This window comes from Paenibacillus sp. NMA1017, from assembly GCF_058895805.1.
Genome location: NZ_JBZXYR010000001.1, coordinates 765,263 through 788,456, shown reverse-complemented (window position 1 = coordinate 788,456; position 23,194 = coordinate 765,263). Strand labels below are relative to the sequence as shown.

Here is a 23,194-nt window from a genome sequence, read left to right as displayed (position 1 = left end):
CTCTAACCAGAGAAAGGTCTTTTTATTATATGCCCGGCATCTCAACAAGACGATTTTCGCAAAACTTACCGAACAAGGAGTGAGTTTACATGCCGATTAAAATCCCAGACACGCTACCTGCCAAGGAAGTGCTGGAGGGCGAAAATATTTTCGTAATGGATGAAAGCCTGGCTTATCATCAGGACATTCGTCCGTTGCGTATCGCCATTTTGAATTTGATGCCTACAAAGGAAACGACCGAAACCCAACTGTTGCGCTTGGTCGGCAATACGCCGCTGCAAGTGGACGTCACGCTGGTTCATATGAAGTCTCATGTATCCAAAAATACATCGCAAGAATATTTGAACATGTTCTATAAAACGTTTGACGAGATCAAGAACAGTCGTTTTGACGGCATGGTCATTACAGGAGCCCCGGTAGAACAGCTTGAGTTTGAGGATGTGAACTACTGGGAGGAGATCCGGCAAATCTTTGAATGGACGAAAACGAATGTAACTTCGACCATGCATATCTGCTGGGCCTCACAGGCAGGCTTATACCATCATTTCAATGTCCCGAAATACGGGCTCGACTACAAATGCTTTGGCGTATTTCCACACACCGTGATTAAACCTAAAGTAAAATTGCTACGCGGCTTTGATGAACTGTTTTATGCTCCTCACTCCAGACATACGGAGGTTCGGCGGGAAGATATTGATCATATTGCCGAATTAGAAGTTTTATCCGAATCCGAGGAAGCTGGAGTGTACCTTGTAGCCACGCTTGACGGTAAACAAATTTTCGTAACTGGGCATTCTGAATATGACCCGCTTTCACTGAAATGGGAATACGACCGCGATGTGGCCAAAGGAATGGATATTGAAGTCCCTAAAAATTATTTCCCAAATGATGATCCTGAGCGCACCCCCCCCTCAATTTGGCGGGCGCACGCCAATTTATTATTCTCGAATTGGCTGAACTATTATGTATACCAAGAAACACCTTACGATATCGGGCCCCAGATCTAAAAAGGGGCTTGTAGTTTACCTTTGCACAGTACCACCTTGCAGTAGCGCAGCGTTATAGTCTTTGACATCCATTTTTGCAGGATATGTTATAGCACCCACTATGGAAGTTAACAGGAGGATTCATATGAGTGAGAAACAGTGGAAAATCGAAAGCAGATTGGCACAAATCGGTTCAGTAGAGGAGCCAGTAACCGGGGCTGTTAATTACCCGATTTACCAATCTACGGCGTTCCGCCATCCCCGTCTGGGTCAAAGCACAGGATTTGATTACATTCGGACGATCAATCCCACGCGAAAGGTACTGGAAGAGGCTTCTGCTGCACTTGAATCGGGTGATGCAGGCTTTGCATGCAGCTCAGGTATGGCCGCGCTGCAAACGGTATTTGCATTGTTTGGACAGGGAGATCACCTCATAGTATCGCTGGATCTGTATGGCGGGACGTATCGTTTGCTGGAGCGTATTTTATCTAAATTTGGTGTAACAGCCAGTTATGTGGATACGAACGATCTTGAAGCGCTCGAACAGTCATGTCGACCGAATACAAAAGCTGTATTCATAGAAACGCCTACAAATCCGTTAATGATGATTACTGATATTCGAGCGGTGGCTAAATGGGCATCACAACATCAGTTGCTTACTATTGTAGATAATACGCTGCTAACGCCATATTTCCAGCGGCCATTGGAACTGGGCGCGGATATTGTGGTACATAGCGCAACCAAATATTTGGGCGGACACAACGATGTGCTGGCAGGGTTGATCGTAACCAAAGGCAAAGAGCTATCAGCTGAAATTGCATTCCTGCACAATTCCATAGGGGCCGTGCTTTCCCCAAGCGACTGCTACCAGTTGATGAAGGGCATGAAGACGTTAGCGCTGCGTATGGATCGACATGAGCATAATGCAACAGTGCTGTCTAACTATTTACTGACGCATCCGGCGGTGGCGGAAGTATTTTATCCAGCTCTCGAAGGCCATCCAGGTCGTGAGATTCAAAATAAACAATCCAGCGGAAATACGGGTATCTTCTCCTTTAAAGTAAAGGATGCTCGTTATGTGGAACCTTTGCTTCGTCACATCAAGCTCATTGCGTTTGCGGAAAGTCTCGGCGGTGTGGAATCGTTAATGACCTATCCCGCTGTGCAGACACATGCGGACATACCAGCAGAAATTCGGGATGCAGTCGGGGTAGATGACAGGCTGTTGCGTTTCTCCGTAGGCATTGAGCATACAGACGACTTAATTGAAGATTTGCGTTCGGCGTTGGAAGCAGCACGTCAAGAAGTAGAAGGGGGAGAGCTGCAATGATAGAGGATGCGAGGAGGATCGGGCAGGATCTGAACAAAGAGCGGAAGTTCGCTACCAAGTTGCTGCATTTTGGTTCTGAAATTGACAGCGTTACGGGAGCATCGAGCGTCCCGATCTATCAGGCTTCTACCTTTCACCATCATGATATTTTTAATCCTCCACAGCATGACTATAGTCGTTCAGGTAATCCGACACGACAAGCTTTGGAGGATTACATCGCCTTATTAGAAGGAGGAGCCAGCGGTTTTGCCTTTGCATCAGGTATGGCGGCCATCTCTACTACATTTATGCTCTTGTCTGCTGGAGATCATGTCATTGTTTCCGAGGACGTATATGGAGGAACATATCGACTGCTGACCTCCATTTTGAAACGGATGAATATCGAAACGACTTTCGTCGACATGACGGACCTCAACCTTGTGAAAGATGCGTTGCAGGAGAATACAAGGGCTGTATATATGGAAACTCCGTCCAATCCGACACTCAAAATTACCAATGTGGCAGGAATAACTTCTTGGGCACAGGACAACGGGCTTTTAACGTTATTGGATAATACTTTTATGACACCTTATTATCAACGTCCGATTGAGCAGGGAGTTGATATTGTATTGCACAGTGCGACCAAGTTTTTGGGCGGACACAGCGATGTGCTGGCAGGACTTGCGGTAGCGCGTACCGAATCGTTGGGAAGACAAATCAAGCAGCTCCAAAATGGACTGGGTACCGTGTTGGCTCCGCAGGAGTCATGGTTGCTCATGCGCGGTATGAAGACACTGGAGGCTCGTATGGCTCACAGCGAAAAGAGTGCAGCGAAGCTCGCTAACTGGCTGAACGAGCGTAACGACATTGAGGCGGTATACTACCCGGGTCTGGGGAATCATCCAGGGCGTGAAGTTCATGAGCGTCAATCCAGCGGTTATGGTGCAGTGATATCGTTTGATGTGGGTTCTGGTGAGCGTGCAAAAGAAGTCCTCAGCCGCGTACGTATTCCAATTGTAGCGGTGAGTCTGGGGGCTGTGGAAAGCATCTTGTCGTATCCGGCGATGATGTCACATGCGGCTATGCCCCATAGTGTACGATTGGAGCGCGGGATTACGGACGGACTACTTCGTTTCTCCGTAGGTCTGGAGGATATTGACGACCTGATCAGCGATCTGGATGAGGCACTGCGCTAGAGCGATAGCACATCCGCAGCATCTTTGTCGTTTTCACGCCGGGAACAAATATGTACAGTACTAAACAGCAAGTTTCCAATATTTCAGGAGGCTTGCTGTTTTCTATAAGAATGACATGAAGGACAGTGTGAAAAAAGCCACTTTTCAGTTCTGTTTTCTTATTTCTTGGCTTTATGCAATGTTGAGATAAGCTTGGCAGTTGCCTGTTTTCCTAGGTGAAAAGCAGAAAGAAGCGGGAATAAGTATGGTTCCTTACCTAAAGATATGTTAGTATTATCATTAGGTTTTACTATGCTAAATAGCACAGACAACATACAAGGCCAGTCATGAACATACATTACGACAGGGTTCGAACGCAGGTTTGTGAAAGCATTCTCGTTCATAAGTCCTGTCGTTCATTTCGTCGCCCTGTGACAGCGAAGGAGGATACACCATGAGTGTAATCGACCATATTTTAGATAAAGCCCTACGCGGCGAACGCCTGAACTTAGAGGATACCGTTGCTTTGTTCGAATCAGACGAGGTAGAAAAAATCGGCCATGCGGCGAATAAAGTCATGAATCGCATGCATCCCGATCCCGTTAAAACCTTCGTTATCGGACGAAATATTAACTATACAAACGTGTGTGACGTATACTGTCGCTTCTGCGCTTTTTACCGTAGGCCGGGTTCCGATGAAGGTTATGTTTTGCCGGATGAGGTGATCTTTCAGAAGATCAAGGAAACGCAGGATGTAGGTGGCACCGAAATTCTAATGCAAGGCGGTGTGAACCCGAATCTGCCGTTCAGTTATTATACCGATTTGCTGAAAGGTATCAAGGAGCGTTTTCCCGATATTACGATGCACTCCTTCTCGCCAGCTGAAATTCACAAAATGAAGGAAAAATCCGGTCTATCCATGGAAGACACGATCCGAGCCATTCATGAAGCTGGATTGGATTCGCTTCCAGGTGGAGGCGGAGAAATATTGGATGACCGCACACGCCGCAAAATTAGCCGTCTCAAAGGCTCTTGGCGTGATTGGATGGATGTCATGCAAACGGCTCACAAGGTTGGGATGAACACGACTGCTACGATGGTTATCGGCTTTGGCGAGTTGATGGAGGAGCGTGCGCTGCATTTGTTGCGTGTTCGTGATGCTCAGGACGAATGCATTGAAAACAAATATAATTCTGAAGGATTTTTATCCTTTATTCCTTGGACCTTCCAGCCAGACAACACTAATCTGAAGAAGGAACGCCAGACGCCGGAGGAATATCTGAAGACCGTTGCAATCAGTCGCCTTGTATTGGATAACATCAAGCATATTCAATCCTCATGGGTAACCATGGGACCGGAAATCGGTAAAAAATCGTTGTACTACGGTTGTGATGATTTTGGCAGCACCATGATTGAGGAAAACGTAGTTTCCGCTGCAGGCGCAACGTATAAGGTTAACATTGAATCCATTTTACAGTTGATCCGCGAGACGGGTCACATTCCAGCACAGCGTAATACCCGTTATGATATTATTCGTACTTTTGACAGTGCCAGCAGTATTGAACATGATTTTATCATGCAAAATTAATATCCACTAATATATTGTTCATTACAAAACGCTTATCCATCACTATCCTATGTACAAGGATTAGTATAGATAAGCGTTTTTTGATGTGTTAATTTGCTATACTTTCCATCGTTTCATATACATGATCTCAGCCTGCGGGTCTGCCATTTGGATGACAGCCTTAAAGCGCTGCAAATCCAACAGATGAACGCTGTAAACGATAACCATTTGTTCTTTTTTATCCTCAGACTCGCTTTTAATCTTGCTCTCTATCTGGGCAGAGCCTCCAACAGGTGTGCTGTGTATACGCAGCCTGCGATATATGGCATCCTCGACGGTTTGCTGCTTCTTGCTGACAACACAAACCATACGCGTCAGACCGGTAAACATCAGCCGGGTCGTTTCATAGGCAGCGAGGCAGGATAAGGCTGAATAGAGAGCTGGCTCCCAGCCTAGCACAAAGCCGGCTGTAATGAGCAGTAGACCATTACACAGCATAACAATCTGTATTAATGGAATCTTGCGGTGTGTTAGCAACAATGTGGATGGACGGCCATCGTCAGATTCGTTAAGTCCTAGTGAATCGAGCAGACCACCATGACGAGCTGCCAGCCCTGCGCCAAGACCGATACAGATTCCGCCTCCCAAAGCGCATACGACCGGATGGCCACTCACTGCCGGAAAAGGCGAAAGAATAATGGCTGAGCCCGAAAAGGCGAACAAGCCGGGTAGTGCCCGAAGCAGCATGGGTTTGTGAGTAGACAGAGAATACAGCAGCATGAGTGGCAAGTTCAAAACGAATAGCAGTAACCCAAAATGCTCTTGTGTATAAAGCGACATGAGTCTGGAGATCCCCGTGACGCCTCCAGCGATCATATCATGCGGATGTAAAAACAATTCCAGACCGACGGATGCCGTAATTCCACCAATCACCGTATAAAAGACAGGTAACCTGCTCGCATCTCCTGAAGCGGGCTTCACAAGCCGCCTCATAGAGTTTCGGCATGTTTTACAGCGTGCGGCATAGCCTTCCCTCCTATGGATTGTCGTATCCAGCTTTTGCAGTTATGCCGAGTTACTTTCTTCTTTTCGTAGGCGGGGATCCTTGAACTTGAATATTTTATTTAATATATTAAAAATAGGTTTTGACTGCTTTGTCAGAAGTGGCCCAAGAATCGCTAGTATGAGTACATAGATGGCTGCAAAGGGTTGAACAATATCAAGCAAACCGCCTTCTTTACCCAAGTTGGCCATGATGATCGAAAATTCACCCCGTGCCACAATGGTCAGGCCAATATTTGCTGACGCTTTGGGAGATAAGGAGGCCGTACGCCCAGCCAGCATTCCTGCCCAAATGTTACCAAACAACGTGAGGACGACTGCTGCCAGCGCAAGCCATATCGCGTTTCCTCCTAGGGACAGTGGATCAATAGATAGTCCAAAGCTGAAGAAAAACAGGGCGCCAAAGAAATCGCGGAAAGGAACAATTAAATGCTCGATCCGTTTGGCATGTTCCGTTTCGGCCAGTACCAGACCGACCAACAGGGCGCCGATAGCTTCCGCCACATGAATCGTTTCCGAAAAACCAGCTACCAGAAACAGAGAGCCGAAAACAACAAGTCCGAATACCTCATTGGAGCGAATACGGAGAATCCGATTTAACAGAGGGACGGCCTTACGGCCGATAATAATGACTGCAAGCATAAAGCCTAGCGCGATTAGCGCTGATAGCAGCACACCCCCGAATGAGGATGAATCGCTAAGAACCAATCCGGAGAGGATGGAGATGTATACGGCGAGGAAAACATCCTCGAACATAATAATGCCCAAAATCATTTCAGTTTCAGCATTGGCAGTCCGCTTGAGATCTACCAGCACCTTCGCAGCAATAGCACTGGATGATATTGTTGTAATTCCGGCGATAACCAGTGTCTCTGCTACAGGAAAGCCGCTCAGGAAGCCAAGAGCCAGCCCCAGTGTAAAATTGATGCCAATATAAATGGTTCCGCCCACAGCAATGGAACGGCCTGATTTAATTAACCGACCTACTGAGAACTCGAGACCCAAGTAGAAGAGAAGAAACAGCACTCCGATTCTTCCCATAAAATCAATAAATGGGGCGCTTTCGATAAAGCGAAAATCAAAATGCCATAGCTCCATCGCATGCGGTCCAACTGCCATTCCGATAAGGATATAAAAAGGGATGACTGAGAAGCGCAGTTTGGAGGAAATAAGTCCGGCTGCAGCGATAAGAGCAATAGCCAATCCAACCTCAAATACCAGATGATCCATCCAATCACCCGCTTCCGTTCATAAGGATTTGTTTAAAGCGCTTTTGTTGATCGCGTTCCCCCACAACGACTACAGTCGCATCATCATTAATAATCACTTCAGGACCAGGATTTACATATTTCTTTCCTTTTTTCTCCACAATGGCAATAACAGTGGCTCCTGAATTTTGCCTTACATCTAGCTCACCGATGGATTTGCCGACACTTGCATAGTGAGATTCCACTCGATACCATTCGATAATAAAATCGTCAAATGTCATTTCTACACTTTCAAGCTGTTTGGGCTTATAGGTCATACCACCGATGATGGAAGCTACCAATCGCGCTTCCTGATCATTCAGGGTTGTCATAGAAATACTTTGTTCCAGATCCTCGTAATCAAAGTGATACAACTCACGCCTGCCATCATCATGAATAATAATGACAATTCGGTCGCCACTCTCTGCATCTATTCGATACTTAATCCCGATTCCTGGCAAAATAGACTCTCGAATATCCATTTGTAAAGCCTCCTGTACGATACGTTATTTAAATGAATGGTATGGGAAATAAATCACATACTTTGGGAGTGACATGGAAACTTTCTTTTTGTATTAAATTTTATAAATTAACATGAAAAACCTGATAATATACTCTACGTATTACACTTATTGGGAACGGTTAACAAATAGACATGCGAATGTGGTGATGTGCATGCAAAGGAAGGTTAAGCCACATAACTAGAGGTAAATTTGATGGGGAACAAGTACAATTGCTTCTTTAGTTTGCAAATGACAGGAATAAAAGGCAGACGTAGTTTAGGGATGCTCAATAGCAGCACAAGCGCTATCAAAATGACAAAGGGAAGTGATTTGGCCCCAGCGATCACCAGATGAAGTAAAGGGGAGGATTTGCGTATAGCTGGTTTGGAATGGTGCTCTAGACCGTGAGAGTCTGTTTCTAACGAGGAAACATCAGCATGAGACACAACAGAAGATCCCGTAGTAAACTGAAGGGATTGAGTGGTGTCTTCCGCATGAAACGTCACAGGAAGGGACAAAATCTGAACGAAGCTCAATATGACGATCATGAATGTACGCAGCATGTTCAGCATCGTTGACATCTTATCTCCTCCCTCTTGTGAAAAATTCATATTACTATAACCTTAACATACCCCACCCTAAATATTCAAACGTCTTTCGGTTTTTTTCCTATATCACAGTAATTGTTTATAACACGCCAACCAGCTTTTTGAAACCTGATCATCCTCTTTTGAATATGTCTTTCTGTTTCCAGTCGTTCACTTCGTATAACCCTTCAGAGGCCGCCATATACTGAAAGCAGTGATCGAAAGGAGTGAGCCAATGGAACTGTTTACAGTGTGGACCAATACAGACGGAGATCAGGAAACCGACCGGTTTTACGAAGTGGTCAAAAGTAGAACAAAGGGACTACATATGTCACGGCGCGGATTTCGATTCACTTTCAGACAGCTGGACAACAAAGTGGCATGGACCTGCAAGGGCACAGAAAGCAATTCGGCGTTTGAAAGCTTTCTCCCCTGTGTATACAGCATCATGTCTTCGGCAATAGCGGATTATATTATCGAAATCAGGGAGTGGGGGCTGCTCAATCTCATTCTCACCAAAGCCTGTTCGCTGCTGGAGAAAGAGGATACAGAGCAAATTCGCAGCATGATTCGCTCACTGTTAAACGATGATGGCCCCAGAGGTCGTTTGAAGCGTCATGGTAAGCTGACCACTCTCCTGGAAAAGGATTTCAAGGAGCTTCGTGTGATCAATTTGGAAGGACTGATTCAATTTAGGCTCCATGCGTATAAAAAAGAGCTTGAAGAAATCGTCGACTATGCTATGGAAGAATTCTGGGCAGATCGGCAATACGAAGAATTTATGGGGTTGCTTAAATATTTTGTTTTTTTTCAGGAAAGTAAAGTTCCGCTCGTACACGTACTTCACCAAGGCGGACATAATTTTACGATTCTGGATAGTGCCATGGTGCCCATACCGACTCCCGATGCAGATGACATCATTGTCGAGATGCCAGGCATTGAACTGGAAATGGAGGTCGAGGATCGAATCGTGAGCACCCTTATTTCGATTTCTCCTGCTTCCATTATATTGCACACAGACGATGAGCACACCCCCATAGTGCGGACACTCCTGCATATTTTTGAAGATAAAGTGAAGCTGAGCAGACTTTACCCAGGTCAGGATGTTCAAAAATAATAATCTGTTCGTATAAACCAATGGATTTCTGGAAAGCCTTTGCCTCAAGGGGAGGTTTTTTATGAGATCCATGTTGGTATGGAAACGGATTTTGGGAACCGTGTTAATTGCAACCTATCTGGTATTGCCCGGCAATGAAGTTTACGGTCACAAAGAACCGGTCCAGCATAAAAAATGGCAGTCCACACCTGTTTTAGCTCCACGCGAAGAGCAGGTTATTACGACCATGACGGTCACGGCAACAGGATATACAGCAGGCTATGAATCGACTGGCAAACGGCCAAGTCATCCCGGTTATGGTATCACGTATTCCGGTGTAAAAGTGCGTCGTGACAAGAATACACTGTCTACGATTGCGGCTGACCCCAAAACGTTTCCTTTGGGAAGCATATTGTACATTCCAGGTTATGGATACGGGATTGTAGCAGATACAGGTTCTGCGATTAAGGGCAATAAAATTGACTTGTATTTTAAAACAACTCGGCAGGTATATTCTGAATGGGGCAAGAAAGATGTGGATGTTCAAATTATAAAAAAAGGGAACGGAAAATGTACAGAAAAGATGGTGAAATCGCTCCAAAAGGCGATAGAAACGCATAAAACCATTCCGACCGCGACACTGGATGCTTCCATATAATCCTTGAATATTGTTTTTTCCAACATCACATACTATGTTGCGGGATGAGCTTATCCCGCAAAACATACTGGGAGGTTGAGAATTATGCCAAATCAAGGCGGAAGTTCTTTCACGAACAAAGGCTTCAAGGCAAGCACAGGAAATCAGTTCAAAGCGGAATTTGCACAAGACAATACGGTAGGTGTTGTTTCACAAAAGGTAAAGCAGTCTGAACAAAATAAAATTCAAGACAACTTCCAGACACCAAATGAGAAGTATGATGAAGAATTTGCAACAGATCTAGGCGGTACAGGCGCGGTAGCGCAAAAAGTTCAAAACTCCAGTCGCAACAAAATTCAAAACAATGCTCAAACACCGAACGAAAAGTTCGACGAAAACTTTAACACGAAATAAAAAAGCATATACAATCGATAATGCTCCGGATTATATCCGGGGCATTTCGTTTTAAGTGAAAGTGATTAGGTACAATAGGTCTAAGGTTTTATCTCCTTTTTAATTGTTTTTAAGGTGGAATTAAGGTTTAAAGTGCAAAATAAAGTCAGTTAAACAACACCACCTTGAAGCATAGGGTTTGGGAGGAGATATACAATGGACGAATTTAAAAATAATAACTCCGGACGCCGGAACGACAACGATCAGGTTGATACCGATAACGCAACTCGGCAAAACGATTCAAATGGTTCCTCATATTATTATTCTTACGGCCCTTTTTCTTCAGTTCAATCGGACGGACAACGTAAGGAAGGGCAGTCGGTGGAAAAGGATGTTGAAATTACGCCACCGCAGGCAGTGAGACCTCTTCCTCCCTCATACCATCGCGCTATGCCTGAGCAACAGGATGGTTCGGGTCGGAATGGAGGAAACTGGCAATTCAAACCGAATAAGCCCAAGTCGCAGGTGAAAACAATTTTCTTATCTTTTTTGGCCGGGATGCTGGTCATTACGGTATTGATGTATACAGCTGACCGAACAAATATGTTCACACCCGAGACGGCGTTGACTTCGGCGGCAGCTGAAAGCGGAGAAACGACTAATTCAGGAACAACCAGCTCGGCTCCAAGCGCAGTTCCGGCTGTGATGCCTTCAGGTACCGCTGATGTTCAATCTGTTGTGGCTAAGGCTGGACCGGCAGTCGTCAAAATCGAAACGCTTGCCAAACAAACCAGTGGCAGCAGCGGCAGACAAAGCAGCCCTTATTACAATGACCCGCTGTATCAATACTTTTTCGGTAATCAGTATGGTGACAGTGGCAGCAGCGGTAACAGTAATGAAAATGAAGGTAGCAACAGCGGGCAGTTAACTCCGCTAGGTATTGGTTCCGGTTTTATTTTTGATAAATCGGGTTACGTCTTGACCAACAACCATGTTGTTGAAGGCGCGAGTGTGGTTCAGGTTACAGTAGAGGGGACTAATAAGCCTTACGAAGCCAAAGTCTTGGGCAAAAATGCTGATCTCGATTTGGCGGTACTTAAAATTGAAGGCAAAAATAACTTTCCGACAGTAACTTTGGGTAACTCCGATAACGCTAAAGTCGGCGAGTGGATGGTCGCGATCGGCAACCCTGAAGGCTTTGAGCATTCGGTAACAGCCGGGGTGCTAAGTGCGAAAGAACGTACGATCACCATCAATAGTGAATCGACTGGAAAACCGACACAATACAAGCATCTCATTCAGACGGATGCGTCCATTAACCCTGGTAACTCTGGCGGACCGCTGTTAAATCTGCAAGGGCAGGTTATCGGTATGAACGTAGCTGTTAGTGCAGATGCACAGGGAATCGGGTTTGCGATTCCGTCCAATACAATTTTGGAAGTCGTCGATAAGTTGAAAAATAACCAGCCTATCCCGAAAGAGCCTGTACCTTTCATTGGTGCAAGTCTGTTGAATTTGAGTCCTGAAGTAGCCAAAGAACTGGGTACATCCCTGACTGAAGGCTCGGTTGTACGGGATATTATATACAAATCACCAGCTTATCAGGCCGATCTGCGCCCTTACGATGTGATTATTGGAGCGAATGGCACGCCTTATAGCACATCACAAGAGCTGATCCAGTTCATTCAAAAACAAAAAGTGGGTACAGCACTGACGCTTAACATCGAACGAGCTGGGCAGAAAAAAGATGTTCAGCTGAAAATAGGCAACAAAAATGATTTTAGCTCAACGCTTCAACAGTAAGATGATAAATCTACAAAAATGAACATGTGCACGCAAGAAACGGAAGGAAGATCCCTTCCGTTTCTTGCTGTATGAAGCAGCCAGATGCTACACGCGTCTACTCCTGCTACAATAGAAGGAAAAGAAGAGATAAAGGAGTTCGATCGTGTATGCGTTCTACTATTCTAATCATTGATGACGATGAAAAAATTGTTTCCATGCTGCGCAGAGGGCTGGCATTTGAAGGCTATGAAGTGCTGACAGCCGCCAATGGAGCAGAGGGATTAAATAAAATGTTGACAGCTGAGCCTGATGTGGTCGTGCTGGATGTAATGATGCCGCAGGTCGATGGTTTTGAGGTATGCCGTCGCATGCGGGAGGGTGGAAGCACGGTACCTGTCCTGATGCTTACAGCCAAGGATGAGGTTGAGAATCGGGTTAAGGGTTTGGATCTAGGGGCTGATGATTATCTCGTCAAGCCGTTTGCTCTGGAGGAGCTGCTGGCACGGGTGCGAGCGCTTTTGCGGCGTAAAACCGAACAACAGGACCATAACGGAAACCGGCTTACCTTCGAGGATTTACAACTGGATAACGAATCCCGTGAAGTGGTTCGTGGCGGCAAACGCTTGGAACTGACGGCCAAAGAATTTGAACTGCTCCATTTGTTCATGCAAAACCCGAAGCGTGTTCTGTCGCGTGATCTGATTATGGACAAAATTTGGGGCTATGACTATAGCGGAGAATCGAATGTGCTCGAAGTATATATTGCCATGCTACGACAAAAAACGGAGCAGGATGGCGGCAAACGACTCATTCGTACCATTCGGGGAGCTGGCTATATTTTAAGAGGTGATGTGTAATATGTCTATTCGGTGGCGGCTGACAGCCTGGTATTCGAGCATCTTGGCTATAGTACTAGTCATTTTTGGTCTGGTTACTTACGGACTAGTATATTACTACACATATAATGAAGTGAAAAGTCAGCTTATGACTCAGGCGCCACAGATTAACAAGCAATTACGCCTTATTATTAAGGGGGGATTGTTTGAAGTCCCTAACCTGGATTTGGGATTGGAGCAGGGACGTGGAATAGATGACTCACAGCTATATGTACAAATTTACAATTATACGTCCGGGGTTACCAAAACCACCCAAAATATGAAAGACCTCAATATCACCTTCCCTGTTCCATCTACAGCGGCAGGAGCAGTTCAAAATGAGGGAATTCGGCGTGTGAATGTAAATGGGGATTCCTTTATGATTATTCAACAGCCGATCAAATCCGAGGAGTTGGGCTTGGTGGTCGGGTTGCTACAGGTAGGACAATTCACGGGCTCTCAGGACCGACTCATGAACAGGTTACAAAATGTGCTTGTATACGGTTCGTTGTTTGCATTACTCGCTGCTGCGACCTCAGGTCTCTTTCTGGCTCGCAAGTCTATGAAGCCGCTGGTGAAGGTCATTGAGGGGGCTAATCAGATTCAATCCAGTAATGATTTGAGCGTTCGGATTGAATATGACGGACCACCAGATGAAATTGGACAATTAATCGGGACGGTTAACAACATGTTGGGGCGTACAGAGGTGTTTTACAAGGAGCTGGAAGATGCGTACGGTGCACAGCGCCGTTTTGTAGCTGATGCTTCCCATGAGCTTCGTACGCCGCTAACGACGATCCGTGGCAACGTTGATTTTTTGCTCAAAATGTGGACTACCGAACCAGGAGAGCGACCGAATATGGATGAAGAGATGATTCGTGAGCTTTCTATGGAGGCATTAAATGACATGGCGGATGAAGGCAAACGGATGAGCCGTTTGGTGAGTGATATGTTGTCACTCGCGAGAGCGGACACAGGGAAAACGTTCGATAAGACTCCCGTTGCGCTGGAACCGCTTGTAAGTGAGGTTGCCCGTCGTGCTCAGTTTTTAGAGAGAACGGCCGAATGGAATGTGGGAGATTTTTCGTTGCTGAATGGTATTTATATGGATGGCAGCAAGGATTATTTGCAGCAAATGCTATTCATTTTCATTGATAATGCATTCAAATACACACCTGAAGGCACAGTCCGATTTGATGCCATTGTTTATCAAGGACAGGTGGGGCTACGGATCAGTGATACGGGCATTGGAATGGACAAGAGTGAGGTTCCCTTTATTTTTGACCGCTTTTACCGGGCAGATGAGTCACGCGGGGTGACAGAGGGAATTGGGTTGGGGCTATCTATTGCCAAGTGGATTATTGATGAACATCACGGGTCTGTGGAAGTGGTTACGCGGCAAGGAGAAGGAACGACATTTGTCATCTGGCTTCCGGTCAGCTTTTCCGCGCCTTTAGAATAGGCTATAATAGGAAGGCAACTACATCATAGAATTGGCCGGTAGAGGCGTGGAAGCCCACAGCTGCCCAGTTATTGGAGCTGTATACTGTGTCGAAGAAAGCGGGGGCTCATTTTGGAAGTACTCAGAATTTCGCCCCGGGGTTACTGCTACGGCGTAGTCGATGCCATGGTATTGGCTCGTCAGGCAGCCAGAAATCTGGACTTACCCCGGCCTATTTATATATTGGGCATGATTGTGCATAACAGTCATGTCACCAATTCCTTTGAAGACGAAGGGATTATTACACTGGACGGCCCGAACCGTATGGAGATTTTAAGCCAGGTAGAGAGCGGCACTGTTATCTTCACTGCCCATGGCGTATCACCTGAGGTTCGCAAGCTGGCACGAGACAAGGGGCTGACTACGGTGGACGCGACTTGCCCTGACGTCACAAAAACGCATGATCTGATTCGGGAGAAGTCTGCCGAAGGCTATCAGATTGTTTATATTGGCAAAAAGAATCATCCAGAGCCGGAGGGAGCTATCGGTATTGCTCCTGATCATGTTCATCTGATTGAAAAGGAAGAAGAGATCGACAGTCTTACGTTGCCAGCTGGCAAAATCCTTATCACGAATCAGACGACCATGAGTCAATGGGACATTAAGCACATTATGAAGAAGCTACTGGAGAAGTTCCCGGGTGCTGAGATACACAATGAAATCTGTTTGGCGACGCAGGTACGTCAGGAAGCGGTAGCTGAGCAGGCTGGACAGGCGGATCTGGTGATCGTTGTCGGTGATCCGCGCAGTAACAATTCAAACCGACTGGCTCAGGTGTCGGAGGAAATTGCCGGTACAACAGCTTATCGTATTTCTGATGTAACCGAACTGAAGAGGGAGTGGCTTGAGGGCGTAGCCAAAGTGGCTGTGACTTCAGGGGCTTCCACACCGACACTGATTACCAAAGAGGTTATTACGTATTTGGAGCAGTATGATGCAGCTAACCCGGATACTTGGGAGATTCAGCGAACCATAGATATGAAAAAACTGCTGCCTCCTGTACGAGAGAAGTCAAAAACGACGAAATAGTATGTGATTGATTACAGCCGTTATTCGGATATAAACATCCGGATAGCGGTTTTTCAAATTGTTTTAATTTATAGATATTACCCGGTTAGCTTCCCTAAGTTAAAATATTGAATAATTCGGGATAATTAAACCTTGACGAGTATAGCTAAAACAGGTATATTTGCTTTAACGAATAAAAGCTTAAAAGCGAACAAGCGTCTAAGTGTCATAATATCAATCTATTATTGGTTAATAAAATATGTTTCATAGAGAGGAAGAAAAAAATGATCGTTATCGCTGGTGTTCAAACACCTGAAGAGCATATTCAAGCTATTGTTGAAGTTATTGAGAAAGAAGGATTGCAGGCTCATGTATCAAGGGGATCGGATCGCACGATTATCGGACTGATCGGTAGCGTAGAGCCCAAGCTGGCTGAACATCTGCGTCAAATGAAAGGCGTAGAAAATGTGGTTAAAATATCGAAGTCCTACAAATTGGCCAGCCGTGATTTTCATCCGGAAAACACGGTTATCTCCATTAAAGGTGTAAATATCGGCGGGGGCGAGCTTGTCATTATGGGTGGACCATGTGCCGTTGAGTCTGCTGCACAGATAGATGAAATTGCCGGATTGGTCAAAGCAGCAGGTGCGCAAGTTCTCCGTGGAGGTGCTTTTAAGCCACGTACAGGGCCTTACAGCTTCCAGGGAACTGGTGTAGAAGGTTTGATTATGATGGCTGAGGCCGGCCAAAAGCACGACCTCCTGACCATCACAGAGGTCATGACACCTGAATACGTAGACATTTGTGCGGAATATGCCGATATCCTGCAAGTAGGTACACGTAATATGCAAAACTTTGATCTGCTGCGCAAGTTGGGAACTTGCGGCAAGCCAGTGTTGCTCAAACGCGGTTTTAGCTCGACTTATGACGAGTTTTTGAATGCTGCCGAGTACATCCTGGCAGGTGGCAATCCGAATGTTATGCTGTGTGAGCGCGGTATCCGCACATTTGAAACCTACACCAGAAATACACTCGATTTGTCTGCGATCCCTGTGTTGCAACAATTGAGCCATTTGCCAGTTATTTCTGATCCTAGCCATGGCACGGGTAGACGTGAATTGGTTGTTCCTATGACGAAGGCTTCGGTCGCTGCCGGAGCGGACGGACTAATTATTGAAATGCATACAGATCCCGACAACTCAATGACGGGCGATGGTGTGCAATCCCTGTTCCCAGATCAATTTTCAGATTTGCTGAAAGATTTGGAAATATTGGCTCCTGCTGTGGGGAAAACATTTCACACGCCTAGTACCATTGCCTAAAACCAATGTTTAACATTAATGCATAAAAGTTTTGCTGCAACGCAGTAGTGAGATTTAAATTGCCTAAAAGCCCGATGTTTCGGGCTTTTTGTGCTATCCAAATGTTATCAAGGGCGTAAGCATATCTAACATTAGTTTAAAAAATACCTTACATAGCTATTGACCCGTGTCATGTTTGAGATTTATAATGACGACAGAAAAAAACATTCGATCATGAACATTTCAGGGTTGTATAAGACTTAATGTTCGGAAAAATTGGGAGGAAGAAGACATGTCCGTTGAAAACGTATTGAAAACAATTCAGGAAAATAATATTGAGTGGGTAGATTTTCGTTTTGTAGATTTGTCTGGTCGTGCTCACCATATTTCATTGCCAGCTTCCGAAGTAGATGCAGAAACATTTGTTAACGGTGTTGCTTTCGACGGTTCTTCCATTCCCGGCTATCGTGGCATCGAGGAGTCCGACATGGTTATGCTGCCCGATCCAGAAGCGGTTTTTATCGACCCTTTCACTCAGCATCCTACACTGAATATTCTGTGTGACATTGCTACGCCAGATGGCGAAAAATACGACCGCGATCCTCGCGGCATCGCAAAAAAAGCTGAGGCATTTCTGCAATCCGCAGGAGTGGGCACAGCAGCATTTTTTGCACCTGAGTCCGAGTTTTTCATCTTTGATGATGTTCGCTACGAAAGCGGCATGAATAGCTCCTCCTTCTTCGTAGATTCCGAGGAAGCAGCTTGGAACACGAACCGTAAGGAAGAAGGCGGCAACCTGGGCTTTAAAGTGGGAGTGAAGGGCGGTTATGTACCTGTAGCGCCAGTAGACACCCAACAAGATATCCGTAGTGAAATGTGCCGTTTGCTTGAAGAAGCAGGTCTGAGAATTGAGCGCCATCACCATGAAGTGGCTACAGCAGGCCAAGCGGAAATCAACTTCCGTTTTGATACACTCAAGAAAACAGCAGATAACCTGCTCGTTTATAAATACATTGTACACAACACAGCTCGTCAATATGGTAAAGTGGCAACATTCATGCCGAAACCAATCTTCGGAGACAACGGAAGCGGTATGCACGTTCACCAATCCATTTTCGATGGCGACACTCCTTTGTTCTACGAAAAAGGTGCTTATGCTAATCTGAGCGAAATGGCTCTTCATTACATTGGTGGTATTCTGTACCATGCACCTGCGTTGATCGCTTTGACAAATCCAAGCACAAACTCGTTCAAACGTCTCGTTCCTGGCTACGAAGCACCAGTTAATCTGGTATTCTCCAAAGGTAACCGTTCTGCGGCTGTACGTATTCCAGTAGCGGCTGTTACTCCAAAAGGCTGTCGGATCGAGTTCCGTACACCGGACTCCACTGCTAACCCTTACCTTGCCTTCTCAGCGATGCTGATGGCGGGTCTGGATGGTATCAAGCGTAAATTGAACCCAATCGAATTGGGCTATGGTCCACTTGACACCAACATCTACGAGCTGTCTGACGCTGAAAAAGGTAAAATCCGTAGTGTACCTGGTTCATTGGATGAGGCTCTGGATGCTCTGGAAGCTGACTACGAATTCTTGACTGAAGGCGGCGTATTTACGAAGGACTTCATTGATAACTATGTAGAGTTCAAACGTTCTGAAGCTAAATCGGTGAACATCCGTGTTCATCCACACGAATACAGCCTGTATTTTGACTGCTAATCAATTGATAGCATAGCTGCTTTGAATAACGAGTATTAGCTTACGGGCGTAACAGTTGTTATTCAAGAAAGGTCTCCGGTCTTATGCCGGAGACCTTTTAATATTAAAATGAAAATTACAGAATAAAGATGTTAAATATGTTAACATTCACAACTTTGTCACATCATAAATGAAATTGAAAACATTTTTATACAAGTCTTGAACGCATTTATGAATACTGCTATCATAGCGATAATATCCACACCAGAGTAGAGAAGGGATGGGAAATTGTTGAGTAAGAGAGCCTACAATTTTAATGCGGGACCAGCGGCATTGCCGCTCAAAGTACTGGAACGTGTACAAGCTGAATTCGTAGATTTCCAGGGAACAGGGATGTCGATCATGGAAATGTCTCACCGTGGAGCTGTGTATGAATCTGTTCATAATGAGGCACAGGAACGCCTGTTATCTCTGCTGGGCAATCCACAAGGCTACAAGGTGTTATTCCTACAAGGGGGCGCAAGTACGCAGTTTGCAATGCTGCCTTTAAATTTCTTGCGCGAAGGACAGACTGGGAGCTATGTAATGACAGGTAGCTGGTCGGACAAGGCATATAAAGAAGCTAAGTTGCTGGGCAAGGCTCATATTGCCGCTTCCTCCGCTGATGAGAAGTACATGCGACTTCCGAATGTGGATTCCTTGGACTTGCCTGAGAATACTGCTTATGTGCATATGACGTCCAACGAAACGATTGAAGGTACACAATTTAAGCAATTCCCGGATACGGGCTCCGTACCCTTGATTGTGGACATGTCCAGTGATATTTTTTGCAAGCCTTTTGATGTTACTCAATTTGGATTGATTTATGCTGGCGCACAAAAAAATCTGGGACCTTCTGGTGTGACGGTCGTGATTGCCCGTGAAGAATTGCTGACTTCCTCACCGGACAATATTCCTACGATGTTGCGTTATAGCACATATGAAAAAAATAACTCTCTCTACAATACTCCCCCATCCTTTGCCATATACATGGTGAATGAAGTGCTGAAATGGATTCAGGAAGAAGGCGGTTTGGAAGGTATTGAGCGTGTGAACCAGCAGAAGGCTGCTTTACTATACGACCGTATTGACAGTAGCGAAGGCTTCTATCGTGGTTGTGTGGACAACGCTGATCGCTCTATTATGAATGTAACCTTCCGCCTCGCGAATGAGGATCTGGAAAAACAATTTATTAAGGAATCCGAACAGGCCGGGTTCATCGGACTGAAGGGACATCGCAGTGTAGGAGGGCTTCGCGCCTCGATCTACAATGCTGTTCCATTGGAGAACTGTCAAGCATTAGCCGAGTTTATGGACGGATTCAAGCAACGTAACAGTTGATTACGCGGATATATATTTCGATACACGATATTTGAATTCGAAAAAGTACATGTAGAGCCTTCCCTGAATGTGTATAGGGGAAGGCTTTTAGTGGTGTAGGTTGAAATTTTTGTCGTTTGATGTTCATATCTGTCTGATTTTGTTAAAATAAAAGAATGTGTATGTTTTCAGTGTATACACTTTGGTTAAACTGTAGGTTATTTGTCTGATGAATTTAATGATGAAAGGAACGAAACGTGATGCCATTACATATTGTGCTTGTCGAGCCGGAAATCCCGGCTAACACAGGGAATATTGCCAGAACGTGCGCTGCAACCGGAACACATCTGCATTTGGTGAAGCCACTAGGCTTCCGTACCGACGATGCCACGTTAAAACGGGCCGGACTTGATTATTGGTATGCTGTCCACATTGAATATCACGAGTCTTTTGCTGAAGTGCAGGAGAAATATCAGGAAGGCCGCTTTTTTTATGCGACGACCAAAGCAAATCAGCGGTATAGTGATATTGCATTTCAGGATGGAGACTTCTTGGTGTTTGGTAAAGAAACGAAAGGTTTGCCACCTGAGCTGTTAGCTGCTAATCCAGATACATGTATCAAGATGCCTATGTCTGATAAAGTAAGATCTCTAAACTTGTCGAATTCCGCTGCGATTATTGTATATGAAGCGCTGAGACAAATGGATTTTCCGGATTTATCATAAAGAGCATTGAGTGAACAAGTATAAATGCGAATAAAGAACCAGGACCTTAGTTGCTAATAAAAGTTTCACCTTTGTTGCTCAAAGGTACATGACAGTGGAGCTTAAATAAAGCTTGTATGGTCGAAAATTTGCGAAATTTCTCAGTGAGGGCTAATGATAATTGGCTTTCCGGTCGATAAAAATATTATAGACATTCTGTACCATACTTTGATATGGTTCATGATTTTATGAAAAAATGTAATAAAATTTCCTGTGATCAGCAGGATTCGACAAAAAGACAGCGAATACTACATAAAGAATAGTGTCTTTGTACCTAGTTTTTCGCATGGTAAGAAATTTGTAAGTTATTACTCAATAGGAGAGGTGTACGATCACGATGAAACCTGCCGGTGTGGTACGTAAAGTTGATCAGCTGGGGAGAATAGTTTTGCCTAAGTCACTGCGTAAAAGATATCAAATGAATGAGGGAGATCCTGTCGAAATTTTGGTTCAGGGTGACCACATTATTTTGGAGCGTTACCGTCCAAAATGTGTATTCTGCGGGTCAGTAGAACAAGTGAACGATTTCAAAGACCGTTATATTTGTGCTCAATGCCTGACAGAAATGACACAGTATTCCTCCTAAATGAGGCAAAAGCATCACGACATTCGTTCGTGATGCTTTTTTTCGGATAGGCCCGTACGTCGGCTAGCATATTTAATTTAGTAGTAGACTACAGGTAGCTATTTATAGAACAAAAAATGAGTAGGGACTGGACGCAAATTACCATCGGACGGTTTGTTTACGATTCGACCATTAAGTATAAGTGACGATGAACCGCCTCCGTCCAAATTATAGGCATCTTGAACACCTAGATTGTACATTTTCCCTTGCAGTTCTTCGAGCGTCGCGCCCGAACCCCCGCTTTCATTGTAGCCGTCTACGACAATAATGAGCAACTGATCATCTTTATAGTTGCCAATGACCGTACGTGGAGCCCGCTTGGGGGAGACTTTCCATTTTTCAGGAATAGGCATTTTTTGTCCCCTTTGCAGCAGGACGGGAACGAAGGTAGCCCCGAAGGCAGGCCTTAAGCTGTCAAGAGCACCTTGACTGTAGAATTTGCCACCGATAAGCTTGCCATCGTTACTTAGTCCGACGAAGGATAAATCCTTAAAACTGGACTGAAAGCCAGTAAGGTAGTGGCCGTTCAAGACAGTAGTGCTTAACGGATAGCGTTTGCCGTCTCCATCCGCAAAGCCGCCTGCATTGATGCCTGCAATAGCTCCATGCCTCAAGACTGCACGCATGGTGGTTTCAGAGCCACCCAATTTGTCACTTCCCAAAGACATTTTCATAGCAGTAGGATCTTTAAGTTTGACCTTCATAGCGTAGCCATGATAAATTCCCGGGTTTACCTTAAACAATTCAATGGTAATCCGGTTGCTATCTACCCGTTCATAGGGAACCCCCAATTTGGCGGTGATGCGTCGATCATAGATGACCGCGGGCCGCTTGGACTGCGTAGAGGCAGTCACGACAAGCTGATTCATCGTTTGGGTCGTTTGCTTATATAACTCAGAAGTCCGGCGAATTGTAGATAAGGTGTACGTTGCCGTTTGCTTGGCTTCATCAAGCTGCTTGCCTACTGATTGCGTTTGTAGAGTGACTTCAGCTTTTTGCAGACTTGAAGAAGTAGACCCAGGAAAGCTCAATGAGGGATGCACTAACAAAATACACCCTAACAAACCGATAAAAGGAGCAAGGGCCAACATAAAGAACCGGTTCACTTGTTTTGCGTCTACATTCATTTTAGCAAGTCCATTTTTTTCTGGAGTGTATTGAGTTGCTGCTTAACTTCGTTTAATTGGGTATACAGTTTATTGCTGTTATCGGTCTTATTGTTTGCATTATCCTTCGTAAAGGTCAGTAGTTCATTGAAGGACTGGACTTTGCCTTGCAATCCGCTAACTTCCTTGGAAAGAGCAGTCAGTTGCTTTTCATAGTCAGATTTGAGTGCTTGAATCTGTTGGTCTGTATGGGTTTGCATCTCGTTTAGCATTTGCTGCTTCAAGTGATTGCTATACAGATAGGTTGCGAGAGCACCTAGTATAATAAAAATGAACCAAAATAGCAGAAAAGCCTTTACGGGTAACCCCTTTCTTGAATTGCTCCGCCGAGCTTCGGCAGGAGGGCGTTCAGGTGAAGCTTGCATACGATTTTCAACTCCCGTGTAAAGTCAAATTTCCAGTCATTATTTGCAGTACCAATTCTATCATGGGCCTATTTATTTCGCAAAAGTGAAATAGTCATATAAAAATATTGGAAAAAGAGATTGCATCGGAAGGAAGTCCTAGGATACAATTTCCTTAAACGTTTTTCGCTTCCTATACGTTCACATT

The 23,194-nt window shown here is 45.1% G+C and carries 22 protein-coding genes; 16 read left to right on the top strand and 6 right to left on the bottom strand.

Features of this window, described 5'->3' with window-relative positions:
• Positions 1-89: 89 nt before the first annotated feature.
• The 4 genes from metA to mqnC all read left to right on the top strand — a co-directional run bounded on the left by metA (position 90) and on the right by mqnC (position 5,058).
• Entirely contained in the window at positions 90-1,007 is a 918-nt protein-coding gene (metA, locus tag AC5ELV_RS03735; RefSeq protein ID WP_061829145.1) for a homoserine O-acetyltransferase MetA, read from the top strand.
• 124 nt (positions 1,008-1,131) lie between these two features.
• Entirely contained in the window at positions 1,132-2,316 is a 1,185-nt protein-coding gene (locus AC5ELV_RS03730) for a PLP-dependent transferase (protein ID WP_069012830.1), read from the top strand.
• Positions 2,313-3,491 carry an aminotransferase class I/II-fold pyridoxal phosphate-dependent enzyme gene (locus AC5ELV_RS03725; protein WP_493429171.1) on the top strand — a complete coding sequence of 393 codons (1,179 nt, stop codon included), beginning with the start codon at positions 2,313-2,315 and terminating at the stop codon, positions 3,489-3,491. The genes AC5ELV_RS03730 and AC5ELV_RS03725 overlap by 4 nt, the downstream gene beginning before the upstream one ends.
• A gap of 433 nt (positions 3,492-3,924) precedes the next feature.
• Entirely contained in the window at positions 3,925-5,058 is a 1,134-nt protein-coding gene (gene mqnC, locus AC5ELV_RS03720; protein WP_493429170.1) for a cyclic dehypoxanthinyl futalosine synthase, read from the top strand.
• A gap of 96 nt (positions 5,059-5,154) precedes the next feature.
• Here mqnC and AC5ELV_RS03715 read toward each other — a convergent pair whose 3' ends face one another.
• The 4 genes from AC5ELV_RS03715 to AC5ELV_RS03700 all read right to left on the bottom strand — a co-directional run bounded on the left by AC5ELV_RS03715 (position 5,155) and on the right by AC5ELV_RS03700 (position 8,430).
• Entirely contained in the window at positions 5,155-6,018 is an 864-nt protein-coding gene (locus AC5ELV_RS03715) for a YitT family protein (RefSeq protein WP_493429169.1), read from the bottom strand.
• Positions 6,019-6,102: 84 nt separating this feature from the next.
• Entirely contained in the window at positions 6,103-7,329 is a 1,227-nt protein-coding gene (locus AC5ELV_RS03710; protein WP_493429168.1) for a cation:proton antiporter, read from the bottom strand.
• A 4-nt stretch (positions 7,330-7,333) separates the two neighbouring features.
• Entirely contained in the window at positions 7,334-7,828 is a 495-nt protein-coding gene (locus AC5ELV_RS03705; RefSeq protein ID WP_025723302.1) for a cation:proton antiporter regulatory subunit, read from the bottom strand.
• Positions 7,829-8,034: 206 nt separating this feature from the next.
• Positions 8,035-8,430, bottom strand: coding sequence for a hypothetical protein (locus tag AC5ELV_RS03700; RefSeq protein ID WP_493429167.1), 396 nt, complete (start codon positions 8,428-8,430; stop codon positions 8,035-8,037).
• A 241-nt stretch (positions 8,431-8,671) separates the two neighbouring features.
• On the opposite strand from AC5ELV_RS03700, the gene AC5ELV_RS03695 reads away from it, so the two are divergent.
• The 12 genes from AC5ELV_RS03695 to AC5ELV_RS03640 all read left to right on the top strand — a co-directional run bounded on the left by AC5ELV_RS03695 (position 8,672) and on the right by AC5ELV_RS03640 (position 21,437).
• Positions 8,672-9,553: a putative sporulation protein YtxC gene (locus AC5ELV_RS03695; protein WP_493429166.1), complete on the top strand. Its 882-nt coding sequence runs from the start codon at positions 8,672-8,674 to the stop codon at positions 9,551-9,553.
• 61 nt (positions 9,554-9,614) lie between these two features.
• On the top strand, positions 9,615-10,190 hold the full coding sequence (locus tag AC5ELV_RS03690; RefSeq protein ID WP_493429165.1) for a 3D domain-containing protein: 576 nt from the start codon (positions 9,615-9,617) through the stop codon (positions 10,188-10,190).
• 84 nt (positions 10,191-10,274) lie between these two features.
• Positions 10,275-10,583, top strand: coding sequence for a hypothetical protein (locus AC5ELV_RS03685; protein ID WP_493429164.1), 309 nt, complete (start codon positions 10,275-10,277; stop codon positions 10,581-10,583).
• Positions 10,584-10,778: 195 nt separating this feature from the next.
• On the top strand, positions 10,779-12,365 hold the full coding sequence (locus tag AC5ELV_RS03680) for a S1C family serine protease (RefSeq protein ID WP_493429163.1): 1,587 nt from the start codon (positions 10,779-10,781) through the stop codon (positions 12,363-12,365).
• Positions 12,366-12,514: 149 nt separating this feature from the next.
• Entirely contained in the window at positions 12,515-13,204 is a 690-nt protein-coding gene (locus tag AC5ELV_RS03675) for a response regulator transcription factor (protein ID WP_493429162.1), read from the top strand.
• A 1-nt stretch (position 13,205) separates the two neighbouring features.
• Positions 13,206-14,684: a sensor histidine kinase gene (locus AC5ELV_RS03670; RefSeq protein ID WP_061829156.1), complete on the top strand. Its 1,479-nt coding sequence runs from the start codon at positions 13,206-13,208 to the stop codon at positions 14,682-14,684.
• A 111-nt stretch (positions 14,685-14,795) separates the two neighbouring features.
• Positions 14,796-15,752, top strand: coding sequence for a 4-hydroxy-3-methylbut-2-enyl diphosphate reductase (locus AC5ELV_RS03665; RefSeq protein ID WP_013309434.1), 957 nt, complete (start codon positions 14,796-14,798; stop codon positions 15,750-15,752).
• A 263-nt stretch (positions 15,753-16,015) separates the two neighbouring features.
• Positions 16,016-17,053, top strand: coding sequence for a 3-deoxy-7-phosphoheptulonate synthase (aroF, locus tag AC5ELV_RS03660; protein WP_023987802.1), 1,038 nt, complete (start codon positions 16,016-16,018; stop codon positions 17,051-17,053).
• Between the two features lie 271 nt (positions 17,054-17,324).
• Positions 17,325-18,749 (top strand): type I glutamate--ammonia ligase, encoded by a 1,425-nt coding sequence (gene glnA, locus AC5ELV_RS03655; protein ID WP_023987803.1) that lies wholly within the window; start codon positions 17,325-17,327, stop codon positions 18,747-18,749.
• A gap of 267 nt (positions 18,750-19,016) precedes the next feature.
• Entirely contained in the window at positions 19,017-20,108 is a 1,092-nt protein-coding gene (gene serC / locus AC5ELV_RS03650) for a 3-phosphoserine/phosphohydroxythreonine transaminase (protein ID WP_493429161.1), read from the top strand.
• Between the two features lie 239 nt (positions 20,109-20,347).
• Entirely contained in the window at positions 20,348-20,812 is a 465-nt protein-coding gene (gene trmL / locus AC5ELV_RS03645; protein WP_023987805.1) for a tRNA (uridine(34)/cytosine(34)/5-carboxymethylaminomethyluridine(34)-2'-O)-methyltransferase TrmL, read from the top strand.
• 376 nt (positions 20,813-21,188) lie between these two features.
• Positions 21,189-21,437, top strand: a complete 249-nt coding sequence (locus tag AC5ELV_RS03640; protein ID WP_013309439.1) for an AbrB/MazE/SpoVT family DNA-binding domain-containing protein — start codon at positions 21,189-21,191, stop codon at positions 21,435-21,437.
• Between the two features lie 98 nt (positions 21,438-21,535).
• Here the strand turns inward: AC5ELV_RS03640 and AC5ELV_RS03635 are convergent, their stop codons facing one another.
• Positions 21,536-22,603, bottom strand: a complete 1,068-nt coding sequence (locus AC5ELV_RS03635; protein WP_493429160.1) for a phosphodiester glycosidase family protein — start codon at positions 22,601-22,603, stop codon at positions 21,536-21,538.
• Positions 22,600-23,007 (bottom strand): hypothetical protein, encoded by a 408-nt coding sequence (locus tag AC5ELV_RS03630; RefSeq protein WP_493429159.1) that lies wholly within the window; start codon positions 23,005-23,007, stop codon positions 22,600-22,602. Before AC5ELV_RS03630 ends, AC5ELV_RS03635 begins: the two co-directional genes overlap by 4 nt.
• Positions 23,008-23,194 lie beyond the last annotated feature (187 nt).